Annotated in this window: 17 protein-coding genes and 1 tRNA gene; 14 read left to right on the forward strand and 4 right to left on the reverse strand. The window is 69.7% G+C overall.

Annotated elements, in window-relative coordinates; all coding sequences use genetic code 11:
* Positions 1–2 precede the first annotated feature (2 nt).
* From ACQEU1_RS18565 to ACQEU1_RS18580, 4 genes are read left to right on the forward strand one after another with little or no spacing between them, the layout of a single operon-like run.
* Positions 3–551: an RNA polymerase sigma factor gene (locus ACQEU1_RS18565; protein WP_433202897.1), complete on the forward strand. Its 549-nt coding sequence runs from the start codon at positions 3–5 to the stop codon at positions 549–551.
* On the forward strand, positions 548–1,273 hold the full coding sequence (locus ACQEU1_RS18570) for a hypothetical protein (RefSeq protein ID WP_433202900.1): 726 nt from the start codon (positions 548–550) through the stop codon (positions 1,271–1,273). Before ACQEU1_RS18565 ends, ACQEU1_RS18570 begins: the two co-directional genes overlap by 4 nt.
* Positions 1,274–1,283: 10 nt before the next feature.
* Positions 1,284–1,568, forward strand: a complete 285-nt coding sequence (locus tag ACQEU1_RS18575; protein WP_433202903.1) for a DUF6412 domain-containing protein — start codon at positions 1,284–1,286, stop codon at positions 1,566–1,568.
* Between the two features lie 42 nt (positions 1,569–1,610).
* Positions 1,611–2,228: a YidC/Oxa1 family membrane protein insertase gene (locus tag ACQEU1_RS18580; protein ID WP_433202906.1), complete on the forward strand. Its 618-nt coding sequence runs from the start codon at positions 1,611–1,613 to the stop codon at positions 2,226–2,228.
* Here the strand turns inward: ACQEU1_RS18580 and ACQEU1_RS18585 are convergent.
* Positions 2,210–3,736 (reverse strand): PucR family transcriptional regulator, encoded by a 1,527-nt coding sequence (locus ACQEU1_RS18585; RefSeq protein ID WP_433202909.1) that lies wholly within the window; start codon positions 3,734–3,736, stop codon positions 2,210–2,212. The two genes, ACQEU1_RS18580 and ACQEU1_RS18585, sit on opposite strands and share 19 nt — an antisense overlap.
* Before the next feature lie 92 nt (positions 3,737–3,828).
* Here ACQEU1_RS18585 and pruA point away from each other — a divergent pair, with 92 nt between their 5' ends.
* Together pruA and ACQEU1_RS18595 are read left to right on the forward strand one after the other, a co-directional pair.
* On the forward strand, positions 3,829–5,454 hold the full coding sequence (gene pruA / locus ACQEU1_RS18590) for an L-glutamate gamma-semialdehyde dehydrogenase (RefSeq protein ID WP_433202912.1): 1,626 nt from the start codon (positions 3,829–3,831) through the stop codon (positions 5,452–5,454).
* 87 nt (positions 5,455–5,541) lie between these two features.
* On the forward strand, positions 5,542–6,465 hold the full coding sequence (locus ACQEU1_RS18595) for a proline dehydrogenase family protein (RefSeq protein ID WP_433202915.1): 924 nt from the start codon (positions 5,542–5,544) through the stop codon (positions 6,463–6,465).
* On the opposite strand, the gene ACQEU1_RS18600 is transcribed toward ACQEU1_RS18595, so the two are convergent.
* Positions 6,452–8,860, reverse strand: a complete 2,409-nt coding sequence (locus ACQEU1_RS18600; RefSeq protein ID WP_433202918.1) for a hypothetical protein — start codon at positions 8,858–8,860, stop codon at positions 6,452–6,454. The two genes, ACQEU1_RS18595 and ACQEU1_RS18600, sit on opposite strands and share 14 nt — an antisense overlap.
* Positions 8,861–9,051: 191 nt before the next feature.
* Here ACQEU1_RS18600 and ACQEU1_RS18605 point away from each other — a divergent pair, with 191 nt between their 5' ends.
* From ACQEU1_RS18605 to ACQEU1_RS18615, 3 genes are all read left to right on the forward strand, one after another.
* The gene (locus ACQEU1_RS18605) at positions 9,052–10,695 is read left to right on the forward strand and encodes a bifunctional 3'-5' exonuclease/DNA polymerase (RefSeq protein WP_433202921.1); all 1,644 of its coding nucleotides are present in this window, start codon (positions 9,052–9,054) and stop codon (positions 10,693–10,695) included.
* A 123-nt stretch (positions 10,696–10,818) separates the two neighbouring features.
* Positions 10,819–12,198 carry a carbohydrate-binding protein gene (locus ACQEU1_RS18610; protein WP_433202924.1) on the forward strand — a complete coding sequence of 460 codons (1,380 nt, stop codon included), beginning with the start codon at positions 10,819–10,821 and terminating at the stop codon, positions 12,196–12,198.
* 55 nt (positions 12,199–12,253) lie between these two features.
* Positions 12,254–12,325, forward strand: a tRNA-Val gene (locus tag ACQEU1_RS18615).
* Between the two features lie 40 nt (positions 12,326–12,365).
* Here ACQEU1_RS18615 and ACQEU1_RS18620 read toward each other — a convergent pair.
* Positions 12,366–13,523 carry an alginate lyase family protein gene (locus ACQEU1_RS18620; RefSeq protein WP_433202927.1) on the reverse strand — a complete coding sequence of 386 codons (1,158 nt, stop codon included), beginning with the start codon at positions 13,521–13,523 and terminating at the stop codon, positions 12,366–12,368.
* A 100-nt stretch (positions 13,524–13,623) separates the two neighbouring features.
* Between ACQEU1_RS18620 and ACQEU1_RS18625 the strand changes: the two genes are divergently transcribed.
* Entirely contained in the window at positions 13,624–14,265 is a 642-nt protein-coding gene (locus ACQEU1_RS18625) for a DUF6597 domain-containing transcriptional factor (RefSeq protein WP_433202930.1), read from the forward strand.
* Here the strand turns inward: ACQEU1_RS18625 and ACQEU1_RS18630 are convergent.
* Positions 14,247–15,074, reverse strand: a complete 828-nt coding sequence (locus ACQEU1_RS18630; protein WP_433202933.1) for a hypothetical protein — start codon at positions 15,072–15,074, stop codon at positions 14,247–14,249. The two genes, ACQEU1_RS18625 and ACQEU1_RS18630, sit on opposite strands and share 19 nt — an antisense overlap.
* Positions 15,075–15,229: 155 nt before the next feature.
* On the opposite strand from ACQEU1_RS18630, the gene ACQEU1_RS18635 reads away from it, so the two are divergent.
* Genes ACQEU1_RS18635 through ACQEU1_RS18650 form a run of 4 tightly spaced genes read left to right on the forward strand, consistent with a single transcriptional unit; the run spans position 15,230 to position 18,354 of the window.
* Entirely contained in the window at positions 15,230–15,634 is a 405-nt protein-coding gene (locus ACQEU1_RS18635; protein WP_433202936.1) for a hypothetical protein, read from the forward strand.
* A gap of 16 nt (positions 15,635–15,650) precedes the next feature.
* Positions 15,651–16,223, forward strand: coding sequence for a DUF3558 domain-containing protein (locus ACQEU1_RS18640; protein ID WP_433202939.1), 573 nt, complete (start codon positions 15,651–15,653; stop codon positions 16,221–16,223).
* A 4-nt stretch (positions 16,224–16,227) separates the two neighbouring features.
* Positions 16,228–17,565, forward strand: a complete 1,338-nt coding sequence (locus ACQEU1_RS18645) for a PPE domain-containing protein (RefSeq protein ID WP_433202942.1) — start codon at positions 16,228–16,230, stop codon at positions 17,563–17,565.
* Between the two features lie 9 nt (positions 17,566–17,574).
* The gene (locus ACQEU1_RS18650; RefSeq protein WP_433202945.1) at positions 17,575–18,354 is read left to right on the forward strand and encodes an ESX secretion-associated protein EspG; all 780 of its coding nucleotides are present in this window, start codon (positions 17,575–17,577) and stop codon (positions 18,352–18,354) included.
* Positions 18,355–18,375: the final 21 nt, after the last annotated feature.

Below are 18,375 nucleotides of genomic sequence, written 5' to 3' on the forward strand. Positions count from 1 at the left end.
CCGTGACCGACGAAGAACTCTGGGGGCAGGTCCGGGCCGGCGCGAGCGAGGCGTTCGGGCTGCTGTTCGAACGCCACGCCCAGGCCGTGTTCGCCTACTGCCTGCGCCGCACCGGCACGTGGGCGGTCGCCGAGGACCTGGTGTCCGTGGTGTTCATGGAGACCTGGCGCAAACGCACGTCCGTGACGGTCGAGGAGTCCCTGCTGCCGTGGCTGTACACCGTCGCGCTCGGCGCCACCCGCAACCACCAACGCTCCCGCACGCGCTACAAGGCAGCTCTTGGCAAGGTTCCGCAGCAGCACGCCGACGACGACCACGCCGATGACGTCGCACGGCGCGTGGACGCCGAGGCACGCACACGAGCCGTGATCGCGGAGCTGGAGAAGCTGCCTGCCGGGGATCGCGAGGTGCTGGAGATGTCCGCGTGGTCGGACCTGACCCAGGCGCAGATCGCCCAGGTGCTCGGCATCCCGGTCGGCACGGTGAAGTCCCGCCTCGCTCGTGCGCAACGCACCGTGCGGAGCGCGTTGGTGGAGGAGGAAGCGCTGTGAACATCACCCCGGACATCCCGCAGCTCGACCCGATGCGGGTGCAGACCCGCAAGCACGCGCTGCTGAACGAGATCAGCCGGAAGCCACGGCGCCGGTGGTGGCGGCTGACCGTGCCGGCGACCGCGCTGACCGCCGCGGTCGTCGTCGGTACCGTGCTGTGGACGCCGACCAACCCGTCGGCCTACGCGTCGTGGACCGCCGAGCCGCGCGCCCCCGGTCCGGAGCTGGAGGGCCAGATCGCGGCCTGCCGCGAGGAGATCGTGCGGCGGGACGAGTTCCACCGGAAGGACCTCCCCGGCTGGCCGGCGATGCCGACCGACGTCACGGTGGTGGACCAGCGCGGCGACCTCACGCTGGTGCTGTTCACCGGCCCGCAGAGCGACCAGACGTGTCTGGGCACGCCGAAGGGGATCGAGATGCAGGGTGGCGGCGGCGATCCGAAGGGCCGTCCTCCGCTCGGGCAGGCGAAGTTCAGGCTGGAGGGGTTGCAGCTGTCGAACCCCGATCCCGGCAGGGGCGAGCCGCGGCGGACCCTGCTCGGCCGGGTGAGCCCCGGCGTCGCGAAGGCGCGGATCGACACGGAGGACGGCAGGAAGGTCACCGGCACGATCGCCAACGGGTGGCTGGTCGCGTGGTGGCCGACGCTGTCCGAGGCGAAGTCGGTCACGCTCTACGACGGTGAGGGCGAGATCATCGAGACGGCGAGCGCCGAGTTCGAGTAGTCTCGGCGCCATGTGGCGGCCGGAGACCAAGCAGCGGGCGATGCTGTTGCTCGCGGTCTTCCTGCCTGCCCTCTACGCCTTCACGCTGTTCTCGTCGCCCACCGAGGTCGTCGCGGCCGTGACCGCGCTCGCCCTCGCGTTGATCGTCGTCATCGCGCTGGTGCCGCTGTCGGTGGCACCGGCGCGGTCGCTCTCGATCCGCGAACGAGCCAGGCGCACAGCCCAGCTGCGGCTGCGCAACCCCGACGCCGCAGGCAAAGCCCGTCCCCGAGCACCGGGATGCCGGACGTTCTGACACGTCCGCAAGATCCCCAACTCAAGACGGAGAACCACTCCCTTGTTCGCTGACCTGGGCGCTGCCCTGGCGAGCTTCGGCATGCCCGCGCTCGCCATCGTGCTGTTCACCATCACCGTGCGGCTCGCGCTGCACCCCTTCTACCGCGCGGCCGTGCGCGGCGAGAAGGCCAAGGCCAAGCTCGCCCCCGAGATCTCGAAGCTGCAGAAGAAGTACGGCAAGGACCTGATGCGGTTCTCCGAGGAGTCGCAGAAGGTCTACAAGCGCAACGGCGTGTCGATGTTCGCGGGCATGCTGCCGATGCTCGCCACCGTGCCGTTCTTCATGGTCATCTACCAGGTCGTCACGACGCCGAACCCGTTGCTGGAAGGCACGTTGTTCGGCATCTCGCTCGGTTCGCACTTCACGACCGGCTTCGCGTGGGTGTTCTTCGCGTTGTTCGGGTTGCTCGCCGTGGTCGCCTATCTGACCGTGCGGTGGCAGCAGTCGCGGGTGACCACAACGCCTCAGCCCGGGTTCATGACCGGGCTGGTCAAGGTGTTGCCGTACGGCACGATCCTGGTCGCGGCCTACCTGCCGCTGGCCGCCGGGTTGTACCTGCTCACGACCACGACCTGGACGATCGCGGAACGGGCGTTGCTCTACCGCATCCTCAGCTGAAGCTGGGCGATGAGCCGGACGAGCGGATCGTCCAGGTCGAGGTCGATCCGCTTCAACCGGTATCGCAACGTGTTGGGGTGCACGTGCAGACGGTCTGCCGCCGCGCGCACGTCACCCAACGCGTCGAGGTACGCCAACAGCGACTTCGCAAGTTCGGGGTCCAACGCGTCGATCCGCGGGTCCCGGATGCGCGGATTGTCCTGCAACAACGCCAGGATCTCACTCACCAGCACCTGCGAACGCACGTCGGCGAGCGTCGCCACCTCGGCGTCGAGGTCGCGGGCCATCGCGTCCAGCACGCGTTCGGCCTCCTGCCGGGAGATCTGCGCGTCGTCCAACGTGGACACCGTGGACCCCACTGCGGCCTGCACGGCCGTGTGCAGGTGACGGCGTGCGGTAGTGACGATTTCGCGTGTGAGGCTCAGGAGTTGGGCGTTCGGGGCGAGGTCCGGCAGCAGGACGTAGGTGCGGCCGCCGGACTCGCTCACCAACGCGCTGCGCCGGTACGCAGCCGCGTGCACGGAGATCAGGCCGGTCATCTCGGCTCGGCGGAGCTCGTGCTCGCTGCGGTCGCCTTCCCTGCTGCGCACCGCGAACACCACGACGGCGGCGGGTTTCTTCGGGTCGGCGCCGATCTGGCCCGCGACGGTGGCGGCGTCCATCCGGCCGGTCAGCAACGCGGCCAGCAGGTTCTCGCGGAACCGCGACGTCGGCTGGTTGCGCTGCTGGATGAGGTGCGGGGCGGTGACGCGGGCGGCGCCGAGCAACGCCCGTTCGGCCTGCTCGGTCAGCGGCTGGTCGCCCTCCTGCACCCAGATCGTGCCGAGCGGCTGCTGACCGGCGTGGATGCCGACCGCGATGCGCCGGCGGATCCCCAGCTCAGGGCGTTCGTCGATGCGCACGACCTCCTCGCCGGAGCGGAGCAGGTTGTAGACGCCCCACTCGCGCAGCATCTTGAGGTACGGCTCGGGGCCCTGCCGGCCGAGGATCGAGAGCCGCCGCAGCTCGTCGACCTCGTCGGACGAGCGGGAGTAGGCGAGCACGCGGCTCGCGGTGTCCTCGATGCTGACGATGCCGCCGGTCAGGGTGGCAATCGTTTGCGCGAGGGCGAACAGGTCGCCGAGGACCTCGCCGTCGTCGGTGGTCGTCGACAGCACGCCCTTGGCGAGCGACTCCAGGTGCCCCCAGCGGACCTCGGGCCTGACCTCAAGCAACGCCACGCCCGCGTCCGTCGCCACCTGTTCGAGGGCCGGTGACGACTCCTTGACGGCCACCGCCGCGGCTTTCGCCCGGCCGGCGGCCCTGATCAGGGGCAACGCGGCCCGGCCGCGCGCGCCGATCACCAGCGCGAGGTCACCCTGGGCGACGTCCGGCGGGTCGTCCGGATCCACGATCACCACATCGCGCACGTCTACCTCCAGGCCGCTCGGAGCAACCTGCAGTTCGACGAGCGGATCGCCGAGCGCGATGAGAATGTGGCGGAGACTCGACACTGTCCGATCGTACATCTGACCTGGTGAATCTTGGTCAGTTGAACAAACGGGGCCAGGTCGCCCGGACTTACGGTTTGCGTACCGAACAAGCCCAGAAGGAGTTGCGAGTGGACGCGGTCACCCAGGTTCCCGCCCCGGTCAACGAGCCGGTCCTGCAGTACGCCCCCGGCACCCCGGAGCGCGCTGAGCTGCAGGCCAAGCTGGTCGAGCTCCAGAAGGAGCCGCTCGACCTGACGCTGACCATCGGCGGCGAGCAGCGCATGGGTGGCGGCGAGCGGTTCGACGTCGTGCAGCCGCACAACCACCGCTCGGTCCTCGGCACCCTCGCCGGCGCGACCCAGCAGGACACCACCGACGCCCTGCGCGCGGCCCGCGAGGCCGCCCCGGCGTGGCGCGCGATGTCGTTCGACGACCGCGCGGCCATCATCCTGCGCGCCGCCGACCTGCTCGCCGGCCCGTGGCGGCAGACGCTGAACGCGGCCACGATGCTCGGCCAGTCGAAGACCGCGATCCAGGCGGAGATCGACTCGGCGTGCGAGCTGATCGACTTCTGGCGCTTCAACGTGCAGTTCGCCCGCAACCTGCTGAGCGAGCAGCCGATCTCCTCCCCCGGCGTCTGGAACCGCACGGACCACCGTCCGCTCGAGGGTTTCGTCTACGCCATCACGCCGTTCAACTTCACCGCCATCGCCGGCAACCTGCCGACCGCGCCCGCGCTGATGGGCAACGTCGTGCTGTGGAAGCCGTCGCCCACCCAGTCGTTCGCCGCGCACCTCACCATGCGGCTGCTGGAAGAGGCGGGCATGCCGCCCGGCGTCATCAACCTGCTGCCCGGTGACGGTCTCGCGGTGTCCGAGGTGGCGCTGACCGCCCCCGACCTCGCGGGCATCCACTTCACCGGCTCCACCGCGACGTTCCAGAAGCTGTGGGCGCAGGTGGGCGCGAACATCGCGAACTACCGCTCGTACCCGCGGATCGTCGGCGAGACCGGTGGCAAGGACTTCATCCTGGCGCACCCGTCGGCCGACCCGGACGTGCTGCGTGTCGCGATGATCCGCGGTGCGTTCGAGTACCAGGGCCAGAAGTGCTCCGCCGCGTCGCGCGCCTACGTGCCGCGCTCGGTGTGGAACAAGATCAAGGACCAGTTCCTGGCCGAGGTCGAGGCGCTGACCTACGGCGACGTCACCGACTTCTCGAACTTCGGTGGCGCGGTGATCGACCGCCGTTCGTTCGACAAGCTGTCGGGCGTGCTGCAGGCGGCGCGCGCGGACTCGTCGCTGGAGATCGCCGCCGGTGGCACCGCGGACGACAGCGACGGCTTCTTCGTGCGGCCGACGGTGCTGCTCGGCTCCGACCCCGCGAACTCCGTGTTCACCACCGAGTTCTTCGGCCCGGTGCTCGCGGTCCACGTCTTCGAGGACGCCGACTACCTGACCGTGCTCAAGCAGATGGAGAGCGCGGCGCCGTACGGTCTGACCGGCTCGATCATCTCGCGTGACCGCGCCGCCGTGGCGCACGCGCAGGAGGAACTGCGGTTCGCCGCGGGCAACTTCTACGTCAACGACAAGCCCACCGGTGCCGTCGTGGGTCAGCAGCCGTTCGGCGGCGGCCGCGCGTCCGGCACGAACGACAAGGCGGGGTCGGTCCACAACCTGCTCCGCTGGGTCAGCCCGCGCTCCATCAAGGAGACCTTCGCGGCGCCCACCACCCACCTCCACCCGCACCAGGGCTAGATCCGGCCCTTCTGAGTGAGGGGAACGTCGTTGCGCCACAAGCACTTCGACGTTCCTCTCACCTTTCACACCCTGAGGACGTGAACCATGTTGCGCTCCAGCCTTCTTTTCGCGGCCCGCAACGCGAGCGCCCGCAAGCTCGTCGAGTCGACGCCGCTGACCCGGCCCGTCGTCGAGCGGTTCGTCGCCGGCGCCGACGTCGACGCGGCGATCCGCGCGACCGCCGAGGTGCTCGGCGACGGCCGTCTGGTGACCCTCGACCACCTCGGTGAGGACACCTTCGAGGAGTCGCAGGCCAACGCCACCGTCGAGGCGTACCTGACGCTGCTGGCGCGGCTGGAGTCGTTCGGGCTCACCGAGGGCGCCGAGGTGTCGGTGAAGCTGTCGGCCGTCGGGCAGTCGCTGGCCGTGGACGGCGAGAAGATCGCGCTGGAGAACGCCCGTCGCATCTGTGCCGCCGCCGCTGTCGTCGGCACGACCGTGACGCTCGACATGGAGGACCACACCACCACGGACTCCACGCTGGGCATCCTGCGTGAGCTGCGGGTGGACTTCCCGTGGGTGGGCGCTGTGCTGCAGGCCTACCTGCACCGCACCGAGCAGGACTGCCGCGACCTCGCGTACTCCGGTTCCCGCGTGCGGCTGTGCAAGGGCGCCTACCAGGAGCCCGCTTCCGTTGCGTACCAGGACAAGCACGAGGTCGACCTGTCGTACGTGCGCTGCCTGAAGGTGCTGATGGAGGGCGACGGCTACCCGATGGTGGCCTCGCACGACCCGCGCCTGATCGCGATCGCCGCCGACCTGGCGTCCGCTCGCTCGAAGGACACCTACGAGTTCCAGATGCTGTACGGCATCCGGCCAGAGGAGCAGCGCCGCATCGCGTCCGAGGGCAACCGGATGCGCGTCTACGTCCCGTACGGCGACGAGTGGTACGGCTACTTCATGCGCCGCCTGGCCGAGCGTCCGGCCAACGTCGCGTTCTTCGTGCGCTCGCTGCTCACGAAGAGCTGAGCTCCGCCGCGGTCTCCAGCGCGAACCGCAGCTTCACCGGCTCGCCCGCCTCGCGGAGGATCTCCGCCGCCTGGTGGGTGAGCCGGAGTGCTTTGCCCGTCTGGAACCTCGTCTCGGCGCAGAGCATGCCGTAGATCGTCACGAGGTCGGCGTAGTCCGTGTTCAGCTGGACGCCCGACAGGTGCCAGAGCACCACGGCCGTGTGTGCCGTGTTGCGCGCTTCTTCTTTGCGTTCCGCCGCACGGAGTCTGCACACATACCGTTGCAACGCCGAGAGGTAGACCGTTGGCGCCGTCTTCGTTCTGATCGCCGCGCAGATCTCGACCGTGAACGCGGACATCCGCACGGCACGGACGTGGTGGTCCGAATCGGACAGTGCGCGGGCCGTGTTCTGCAGTGGTGGCGCCAAGGTCGTGCCGAAGTACTCGACGAGCTGGTGCGGCAGCCGGTGGCAGAGGTCGAGGCACTCGTCGGCCGTGCGCAACGCCTCGTCGTCCTGGTCGCGCAGGAGCTGCTGGTCGATCAGCGCCGTCAGGGCGACGACCAGGCCCGCCTGGTTGCGCACCCGGTCTTCCTCGGTCAGTTCTCGTTGCACCGCAACGGCTTCCACGGCCGCTTCGACGTCGCCGACGACCTTGGCGACGTTGAGCAGCGCCTTGACGAGACCCGCCCGGTCTCCCGTCTCGCGCCAGAGCATGACGGCCTCGCGCGCCGTGAGTGCCGCGTCGATGTCGTCGGCGAGCTCGAGCAACGCCTGGCTGCGCCGGCACAACGCGTCGGCCAGCTCCTTGCCGAACGTCTCGGGGTGCGCGACGGCGAGGTGGCGGAAGAGGTCCACGGCCTCCTTGAGCGCCTCGTTCGCGGCGCCGGCCCGGCCCAGGTCGACGAACATGGTGCCCGCGGCGACGAGGTTGCGGGCGAGCTCCGGTTCGAACCTCGGATCTTCTTGGGCGACCACCCGCCAGTTCGCGATGGAGAGCTGCATCGAGTCGGTCGCGTGCTGCCGGTTGCCCTCGAACTGGAAGCGGTGCGCCATGACGGCCGCGACCCTGGCGAAGTCGGCGCGGAAGAGCGCCGGGTGGCCCTTCGCGAGCTCCTGGAAGAGCAGGGTGGCGTGGCTGATGGCGCTCGTGGCGTCCTCATCGCGGCCGAGCGCCTGGTAGCGGTAGCTGATCTGCTCCAGCGCGGACGCGAGCTGCGGGGTGCTCTCCGGATCGGCGATCGCGATCTCCCGCCAGAGGTCGATCGCCTCCTCGGAGACCTCCAGCACCTCGCCCATGCGCCCGGCGTTGATCAGCCGCAGGCCCAGGTCTCCCAGGGCGTCCGCGAGCAGCGGCCGGTTCTCCTGGTCCCGCGCGGCCAGCTCGCGGTAGCACTCGACCTCGGCCAGGGAGGCGTCGACCGACTCCTGGCGCAGGCCGCACACCATCGTGCGGGCGCTCAGCATGCCGTACATCTCGGCGCGTTCGAGGACGTCGGTGGCGCGGTCGAGCAGGCGGCGGGTGAGGATCGAGCCGAGCGCGTCGGTGGCGAACCGCTCGTCGCGGAACACCTTGCGCGCGATGGTCTCCAGGGTCGCGGGCGACCCGGTCTCCGCGGCGATGCGGAGGCTGTCGCGGGCCATGTCGCGCACGACCTCGGGGTCGCCGGTGATCAGCTCGTCGAGCCTCGCGCGCAGCTGCGGCCAGCGTTCGGCGGCGCGGGCCAGCAGGTCCGGGTCCGGCGTGTCCGGCGTCGCCACGGCCAGGTAGTCCTCGGCGATGCGGCCGGTCCTGCGGCCCGCGTCGCGCTTGAGCAGCTGGCGGACGAGCTGGGTGCGGTTGACGTCGCACGGGTCGCCGTGCACGACCGTGAGCGCGGCCATGTGCAGGTCGAGCACCGTCTCGCCGGCGATGTTGGGCGGCGGCTCGTCCGGCGCGGTGACCGTGAGCTGCTTCGCGAAGTGCTGGCAGGCCAGCGTGAACGACTCGGCGCGGTCGTCGACCGTGCCCGGCAGGTCCAGGTCGGTGACCTCGTGGTCGAAGTCCGCGATGCGCTGGCGGGTGGAGGACCACCACCAGCCCGTGGACCGCGCCGCCAGCAGCACCCGCGTGCGCGCCGGTCCGCCGCGCAGGGTCTCCTGCAGCAGCAGGAAGACGTCCTGCCACGGGAGGCGGTCGGCGTCGTCGATCAGCAGCAGCCTGCCGTGCGCGTCGTCGGCCCAGTGCTCCTCCGCGAAGTGCTGGAGGAGCCTGGTCTTGCCCGCGCCGGCCGCGCCGTGCAGCAGCAGGGATGCCTGGGGCGCCGAGCTGTCGCGCCACCGCAGGAGTGTGCGCAGTTCGGATTCTCTGCCGTGAAAGGGGACCACCTGATGGGTGGGATCCAGCAATGCGGCGACGCTGAGTGCTCGGTCCACTCCTTCATAGTCGGTCGCAGGTCAGGCCAGGGGTAGCAAGACCACACCATCGTGGCCTTTTCCTGTTTTTCTTTCACCCCAACGCCTACTGGCTTGGAGAACGTCCAACAGCTACCCCCTCGCCGAGACTGCAAACGTTTCCAGTTCAGCCTGGACTGAAATTGTCAGACCCTGTCGGCACAATTCGAGGTGTGCTGGTCGCTCTGGTCGCCGAGAGCGACGGCGCGGGTCGGTGGCAGAAGCTGGACGACGACGGGACCGCGGCGGGGCCCGTCATGTCGGCTTCGTCGCTGGCCTCCGCCGTCGCGTCGCTGGAACGCGCCCATCGGCCGCGCTGGGTGTGGGCGGACACGTCCGAGATCTACCCCCTGCTGCTCGCGGCCGGGGTGCGCGTCGACCGGTGCTGGGACCTGCACCTGACCGAGTCGTTGCTGCTCGGCGCGGAGGGGCGGCACCGGGAGCCGAAGGAGCTCGCCGGGGCGTTGGCGCGCGTCCTGGGCCTGCAGGTGCCGGCCGACGTCGGGCCGCCGAAGAAGGACGACGCGCTGACGTTGTTCGGGCCGGAACCGGTGGTGCTGCCGGGCGACACCGACCCGCTGGCGGCGTTGTCGCTGGTTTTCCGCGCCCAGCAACGGAATTCGGCGCTGGGGCTGCTGATCGCGGCGGAGTCGGCGTCGGCGCTGGTGGCGGCGGAGATGACGTTCCACGGGCTGCCGTGGCGCGAGGACGTGCACAACCGGTTGCTGGAGGAGGTGCTCGGGCCTCGGCCGGCGCCGGGTCAGCGGCCGAAGCTGTTGCAGGCGCTGGCGGATCAGATCCAGGAGGCGTTCGGCGGGCGGGAGATCAACCCGGACGCGCCGGCGAGCATCGTGAAGGCGTTCGCGCGGGCGGGCGTCGAGGTGCCGTCGGCGCGGCGGTGGGTGCTGAAGAAGGTCGATCATCCAGCCGTGGCGCCGCTTCTGGACTACAAGGAGCGTGCACGGCTGTGGGTGGCGCACGGCTGGACGTGGCTCGACGCGTGGGTGTCGGACGGGCGGTTCCGGCCGGACTACGTCGTGGGCGGCGTGGTGTCGGGGCGGTGGGCGTCGCGCGGCGGGGCGGCGTTGCAGATCCCGCGGCTGATGCGGCAGGCCGTGATCGCGGACGACGGCTGGTGCCTCGTGGCCGCGGACGCCTCACAACTGGAACCGCGGATTCTCGCTGCGCTGTCAGGGGATGCGCGGCTGATCGAGGTGTGCACGGACGACGACCTCTACGCGGCACTGGCCGAGGACTCGTTCTCCGGCGAACGGCCGCGCGCGAAGATCGCCATGCTGTCGGCGATGTACGGCGGCACCTCGGGCGAGGCCGGGCCGTTGCTCGCCGTGCTGCGCAAACGCTTCCCCGTCGCGGTCGGCTACGTGGAGGCGGCCGCGCAGGCCGGTGAGCAGGGGCGGATGGTGCGCACGCGGCTGGGGCGCACGTCGCCCACGCCGTCCGCTGCCTGGCAGGAGCTGACCGGCGGCGCGGACGACTTCGGGAACGTGTCGAGCTCGTCGCGGCAGGCGGCGCGCAACTGGGGCCGGTTCACCCGCAACTTCGTGGTGCAGGGCAGCGCGGCGGACTGGACGGCGGCGTTGCTGGCGGTGCTGCGCACGAGGTTGCCCGAGGACGCTCACCTGGTGTTCTTCCAGCACGACGAGGTGCTCGTGCACTGCCCGCGCGAGGACGCGGACGCCGTGATCGAGGCGATCGCGGAGGCCGGGCGGGAGGCGACGCGCCTGCTGTTCGGTGACACGGCCGTGCGGTTCCCGATGAACGCCGTGCCCGTGACCTGCTACGCGGACGCGAAGTAAGTCCAAACGAGACGTTCCGAACCTGCGGCGATTTGTTCCGTTGGTCCGAACGGGCGCTTGTTCTCGCACTGTGAGAGCGCTCTCATAAATGGACTGCACCCGTGACAAGGAGGTCACTCGCGCATGAGGCAACGCCGCCGCATCCTCGCGGCCACGACAGCTCTTCTTGCTGCGGTACCCCTGGCGATCGCCGCCATGTCCGCCAACGCTTCGATCCCACCCCCCGCATCGGGATGGACGCAGGTGTGGGGTGACGACTTCAACGGTTCGAACGGCTCGCTGCCGTCGAGCGCCAACTGGATCATCGACACCGGCCACGGCTACCCCGGCGGACCTGCCAACTGGGGCACCGGCGAGATCCAGAACTACACCAACAGCACGAACAACCTGAAGCTCGATGGCAACGGCAACCTGCGCATCACCGCCCTGAAGGACGGCGGGGGCAACTGGACGTCGGCGCGCATCGAGACCCAGCGCTCCAACTTCAAGCCGGCGGCGGGCGGCAAGCTCGCCATCGAGGGCCGCATCCAGATGCCGAACGTCTCGGGCGAGGCCGCCCTGGGCTACTGGCCCGCGTTCTGGACCCTCGGCGCGCCGTACCGCGGCAACTACTGGAACTGGCCGGGCATCGGCGAGTTCGACATCATGGAGAACGTCAACGGCATCAACTCCGTGTGGGGCGTGCTGCACTGCGACGTCGCACCAGGCGGTGCCTGCGGAGAGTTCACCGGCATCGGCAACTCGAGGGCGTGCCCCGGTTCGTCCTGCCAGAGCGCCTTCCACACGTACCGCTTCGAGTGGGACGACGCCGCGAAGACGTTCACGTGGTTCGTCGACGGCCAGGCGTTCCACCAGGTCACGCAGGCCCGTGTCGGCGTGAACGTGTGGAACGCGATGACGTCGCACGCCGGCCACTTCATCCTGCTCAACCTCGCGATGGGCGGCGCGTTCCCGAACGCGCTCAACAACAACCAGCCGACCCCTGTCGCGGCCACCCAGTCCGGGCACTCGATGGTCGTGGACTACGTGGCCGTCTACTCGGCTGGTGGCACACCCCCGACCACCACCACTACGACCACGACGTCGAACCCCGGCGGTGGGGGTTCCGCGTACAACGAACTGCAGGCGGAGAACGCTTCCGAGCGCTCCGGCGGGTCCGTTGCGCCCGGTGATGGCGGTTCGGGCGTGCACCAGATCGCGAACGGCGGCTACCTGAAGTTCTCCGGCGTCAACTTCGGCTCCGGACCCGCGCGGCAGTTCTACGCCCGCGTGGCGTCGGGTGCCGGTGGTGGCGTGAGCGGGCTGGTCGAGGTGCGGCTCGGGTCGCGCACCGCCACCCCGGTCGGGTCGATCGCGGTCGGCAACACCGGTGGCTGGGACGCGTGGAGAACGATCCCCGCGAACATCTCGAACATCTCCGGGACGCACGACGTGTACGTGACGTTCACGAGCGGGCAGCCTTCGCCGTACGTGAGCGTGAACTGGGTGAAGTTCGGAACCTGACCCCTGGGTTCGCGGGCCCTCGGCCCCGTCCGCTAAGCTGTCATCGCACGACCACGGATGATTAGCTCAGCGGGAGAGCACTACCTTGACACGGTAGGGGTCACTGGTTCAATCCCAGTATCGTCCACTTGAGAACGGGGCCTCAGCTTCTGAGGCCCCGTTTTCGTCTACCCGAGGTTGTCGCCGTGGGTCAAGGTCTCCCACGCGACGAACAGGTTGTTCGTGCCCTGCGGACGGCGCTGGGTCGTCCACGTCTCGGTGTTGGGCATGGGGTTGCCGAGGCGGTTGTGCATGGCGTTGAAGCCGACCTCGGTGATGGGACCCAGTCCTCGCTTGACCGTTCCGCCGCAGAGCCACGACGGCGGACCGTTCAGTTCGTACGTCGCCTGGAATCCCAGCGCTTCCCGCAACCTCGTGCCGATCTCCGGGTAGAGGTCGACGCCCTGGATCCTCGTCGTCTCGGCCACGTGCGAGATGGCGGACAGGCCGTATCCCGTGTGGACGAAGTCGCGGCAGGTCTCCTGGGTGAGGCCGTTCACGAACGTGGACTGGTTGTGCCAGAAGCCGATGATCTTCTCGCGGGTGTTGAGGTTGTTGCTGGGCACGGTTTTCGGCAGGGCGCCGTCCGACGTGAGGTAGATGAACGCCGGGACCCGTGCGCGGTAGAGGCCGATGCCGCGGTCGTAGATCGCCTTGTCGTCCAGGAAGACCCCGATGCCGACGATGGCCTCGGCGATGCTGAGCTCCCAGTTGCCCGTGCGGGGGTCGCTCGCCTTGATCTCGTTGTAGTAGACGTTGCGGAGCATGGTGCCGAAGCGGGCGCTGTTGGGCCAGTTCCCGTAGACGTGCTTGATGATCTCGGCTGCCCGCGGCCAGCTGCTGCCCGCCCACGCGGTCTGCAGGTGGGCGTTGTCGTTGGTGTGGTCGCGGACGGTGTTCGACCAGGCGTCCATGATCTGGATGGCCTTGTTGGCGTACCTGGCGTCCCTCGTGACGTACCAGGCGAGGGCGTGCGTGTAGGCCGCGATGGCGTCCTCGCGCTCGTCGGTGCAGCCGAGGTTGGGGTTGCTCACCGGGCCGCACTCCACGACCGCCCTGGGGTGCGGTGTGTAGCTGAGCGAGGCGTAGCGGGAGGCCATCATCGCGTCGTACGCGCGCTTCTGCGGCTGGGTGCCGGCGTTGACGCGCGTGCGCATGACGTCGAGCTGGCCCTTGCTCACGAGCACGCCGGGGTGGGTGAACGCGGGCGGGGCGGCCTGGGTCGTGGCTGCTCCGGTCAGGGTGAGCACCACGGCCAGGATCAGAGGCAGGGTTCTGCGGGGCATGGAGTTGTCCTTCGGGGTCGTCTCCTCCGTTGGCGACGGCGTCCTCTTGGTACCACGAATGACAACGTTTGCAGGGACCGGAAACAGGTACGGTCGAGGCGTGTACGCCGAACGTCCTGCTCCCGCGGGTCTGGCCTGCCTCTGGACGCGCACGGTGTCGACCCCGACCGTGCAGCGCGTGGTGCCGGACGGCTGCACGGACCTGATGTGGTCGCCTGCTTCCGGGACCTTGATGGTGGCCGGGCCGGACACTCGTGCGCAGATGGCGTCGGTTTCTTCTGGGACGTTGTACGGGGTGCGGTTGCCGCCCGGCGCTTTTCCCTCGGTGTTCGGGGTGCCCGCTCATGCCGTGCGCGACCTGCGGGTTCCGTTGGCCGAGCTGGTGCCTTCGGCGCGGTTGGACTCGTTCTCGTCGATGGTGGCCTTCTGCGCCTCGCGGGTGGTGGTCGATCCCGCGCTGGCGGCTACCGCGTCGTTGCTGCGTTCTGGCGACGTGGCCTCCGCGGCGTGGGAGATCGGGCTGAGCTCACGCCAGCTGCGCCGCCGTTGCCTGGACGCGTTCGGGTATCCGCCCAAGGTGCTGCAACGCGTGCTGCGCTTCGACTCCGCGTTGCGCCTGGCGTGGGCCGGTGAGTCTTTTGCTTCCGTTGCTCTGGCGGCCGGTTACGCGGACCAGGCGCACCTGGCCCGCGAGGTCCGTTCCCTTGCCGGGGTGTCGCTGGGTCAGCTGATCCGGCCGTAGCGGCGCAGCGTGAGCAGGGCGTCGACGGTGGCGATCGACCGCCACTCGAACTTGACGATCGGTGTGAAGGCCGGGAAGTGGAAGTCCCAGCCGCCGTCCTCCTGTTGTGCGTTCTGCAGCTCGTCGAGGTCTTCGGCCAGCTCTTCCTCGGTGAACCAGGCCGTCGCGAGGCTGGTGGGCTTCTGCGCGAACTGGTGCAGTTCCAGACCCTCGCCCTCCGCGTAGCCCTCGGTGCTGGGCTTGAGGTGCTTGAGCTTTTCGGCCGCGAGCTCGGCCCGTGCCCGGTCCGGCACCTCGTCGAGGAACATCGCCGCACCCCGCAACTCGTACGGGTGGGTTTCCCCGAGCTTCTCGATCTCCTGCCAGCAGTAGTCCGTGGCCTTGTCGAGCCAGGGGTCGCCCACCTCCAGCGCGTGCAGGGCGGCGGCGATCTGCGAGGTCAGCAGCAGTCCGCCCTGGTCGTCGGCCTGCACCCACGGCGCCTTCGGGTGGTCCTTCGACGTCGACATGCCGAACGGCACGCTTCCGTCGGGACAGGTGGCGTTCAGCCAGGTCAGGACGCTCTCGGCGTGCTCGGGAGCGTTCACGCCGGCGAAGATCTGCAAGGCCCGCAGCGCGTGCAACGGCTGGCTGGTCGGACCGCGATGGTCCGGCTCCAGCCCGTAGCCGTACCCGCCGTCGTCGTTGCGGTAGGCCAGCACGGCCCTGACCACGTTCTCGGCACTTCCGCCGTCGAAGGCGTGCTCGAACCAGCGTTGTTCCAGCGTGCGGGCGTTGTGCCAGAGGAAGTTCCTCGCTTGTCCGATCATGCCCCCGAACGTAGGCGCGCCGGGGGCCCGCCGTCTTGTACGAATCGGCCATGTGACCTGATCAGCTGGTTCGTTCGCCCGCGCAGGGAACCGGTCCTATGCGAAAATCCTCTAACCGGGGTGTGGAGTTCTGAGGGGAGCTGGCCAGGATGCTGATGTTCGACGCAGTCGTTCCGTGGACGACCGGCGCCGCCGTGGGCGGAGCCATCGGATCGGCCCTGGGCAGCTCGGGTGGCGGCGGTGGCGGAACCGCGAAGTTCAGCGTCGACCCCGACCAGGCCCAGAAGATGATCGACGGCCTGAAGAAGTCGATCGAGCGCCTGGCCGAACTGGAAGAATCGAGCGGCAAGATCCAGTACGCCGGCGCTCCCGGCCCCGACCCGTACAGCGGCTACGCGACGCTCGCCATGCGCAAGACGGCCGGCGGTGAGCCCGGCGGCTACCTCTGGGCGAACCGCGAAGCACGCAAAGCGCTCGAGCAGACGATCAAGAACATCGAGAAGGCCCTGGCCGAGTACCGGGCCACCGACGACGCGGCGAAGTCCGCCATGAAGGGCTGACACGATCTTGAAGCGCATGACCGCCCTCCTGACCGCCGTGCTCGCGTTCGGTGCGCTCGCCGGGTGCACGAGCTCCCAGACCGGTGGCAACCCCACGCCGGCGCCGACGACCGGCGGCGGGCAGACGAGCACGGAGCCCACCGGAAGCGACGGCCCAGGCCTCAGCATCGCCAAGTACGTCAGCGACCCGTGCAGCATCCTCACCGCGAGCCAGGTCACGACACTCGGTTCCGTGCGGGCGCCCGAGTCCAACACCGCGGAACTCGGCCCGCAGTGCTCCTGGAAGGGCCAGGACGTCATCAAGAACTCCCGGTACTCGGTTTCCGTGACCGAGAAGAAGTCGTTCGACGACATGGTCGCCAACGTCAAGGGCAACCCGGTCTTCGAGGACAAGAAGATCGACGGTGTTCGGGTGATCTCCACCGACCAGCTCGACGGCCTGATCACCTGCCTGGTCTCCATCCAGGCTGCCAAGACCGACTCGGTCACGGTTCAGACCAACATCGCCGCAGACGAGCGAGCCGCCAAGAAGGCGTGCCCGGAGGCGGAGCGGGTCGCGCAATTGATCATCACAAACCTGAAGGGGTAGCGAGATGGCTGGGGATGAGCCGAACGTCAGCGGTTTCGCCGTGCTCCCCTTCGCGGGCGGCGACACGATCTACAAGTGGTTCCAGAACGGCAGCGGTCCGGGTCAGAGCACCTCGGTGACCGCACAGGCGTGGCGCGACCTGTCCAGCGGCCACGGCGACGTCGCCCAGCTCATCGAGCAGGCAGTGCGCGACTCCGGTGCCGCCTGGGAAGGCTCCGCGGGTGACGCGGCACGCGGTGCGACCTCGCCGCTCGCCACCTGGGCGACCGTCACGGGCGACTCGGCCACGCAGGCCGGTACGAGCGCGGACGCCGTCGGCGAGGCGTACGTCAACGCGCGCAACGCCATGGCTCAGCCCCCGGCCGTCCCGGACAAGCCGTTCCTCAACGACATGGCGTGGTGGGACACCGACTACGACAAGGCCGTCGAGAAGAACCAGCAGGTCAGCGAGCAGAACGTGCGGGCGTTCAACCAGTACGCCACCGCCGTCAACGCGAGCACCGACAACCAGCCGACGTTCATCTCCCCCAATGCCGACGACGCGAGCGTCCAGGACGGACCGCCGGACGGCAAGTACAAGATCGACGAGGTCGACGGCACCAACAACCCGCCTCCCGGCGGCGGCAACAACCCTCCCGGCGGCAGCAACAACCCGCCTCCCGGCGGGGGCGGCCGCAACGGTGGTGGCGACGGCAGCACTGGTCTGTCCCAGTGGACGCCGCCGACCGACACCACCGGCACGGCCGGCGTCGACGACAAGTTCCCGCCGCCTCCCCCCACCGACGACCCGCGCAACCGGCCGCCGACCAACATCGGTGACCCGAACGTGCCGCCTGGCGGCAGGTTCGACCCCAACGACCCGCGTCGTCCCGGCGGGCCGCTCGACCCCAACAACCCGCGCCGTCCCGGCGGGCCGCTCGACCCGAACAACCCGCGCAACCGTCCCGGTGGCCTGGGTGGGCCTGGTGGTGGCGGCGCCGGAGGCGGTGGCCGTGGTGGCGGGCTCGGTGGGCCCGGCGGTGGCGCCGGTGGTGGTCTCGGTGGTGCCGCGGCCGCTCGTGGGATGGGCGGGCCTGGAGCTGCCGGTGCCGCCGGCTTCGGTGGTGCGGCCGGCGTTGCCGGTGAAGGTCGTGGCGCTGGTGGGTTCGGGCCCGCCGGTGCCGGTGCGGCCGGCGCTGCCGGACGTGGTGGTGCGGCCGGCATGGGTGGCGGCATGGGCGCTGGTGGTGGTCGCGGCGAGGGTGCCGAGGACAGCGAGCACAAGTCCGCGTCGTACCTGCAGGAGACCGAGGACATCTTCGGCGACGGAACGATGGTTGCTCCGCCGGTCATCGGCGGATAAGGGGGAAACGTGCTGCGGAGCAGGGTCGCCATTCCTGTCACTGCGCTGTACCAGGCGTGGCAGGCCGCGGGTCTGCCCACGCTGCACCGGGCGCTGCTCGCCCAGGTCGAGTTCGACGAGGGGCTCCTCGAGTCGGGCGACGTGAGCGAGCTCGAACGGCTGCAGCGGACGGCGTGGGCTCACCTCGAGGGATACGGGCTCGCGCGCGGCGGGCAGGTCCACCCGGACCTCGTCAACGCGTTGCGGCTCGTCGTCGAGGCCGGCGTGGAGTACTGGGCGTTCTTCAGCCTGAAGGACGGGCCTCAGCAGAGCGTGCTGGTCGTGACGAACGGCCAGGACGCGCTGCGGATCCTGCTCACGGCGGACCAGCAGTTCGTGCTCGAACCGGTGCGGCCGGACGAGGCCCCGCAGGCGCTGGTCGGCGCGCTGCCGCCGACCCCGGCCGGCAAGGGCAGCCCGATCACGCTCCCCGAGGACGCGCTGCAGCAGAAGCGGCAGCCGTCCTATGAGGACACCGGGTCGTTCATGCAGCAGAGCCGGCCGACGAGCACACCGAACGACCAGCTCGTCGCGCAGCTCAAGGAGATCATGGGGCAGCCGCGGACGGGCGGCGGTCAGGTGTTCTCGGCCAAGCGGGACCACCTGGGCCGCAAGCAGCGCTGCGTCAACCCGATCACGTACATCGACACGCCGAGCGGGCGGTACCTGGCGGCGAAGAGCGAAGGCTGGCTGCGCGTGCAGCCAGCCGACTTCGGCACGTTGGCGCGAATGACCGCGACGATGCCGTAAGAAGGGCCGGGGCACCCCCGG

Source organism: Lentzea sp. CA-135723 (assembly GCF_050936595.1).
Taxonomy (GTDB): Bacteria; Actinomycetota; Actinomycetes; order Mycobacteriales; family Pseudonocardiaceae; genus Lentzea.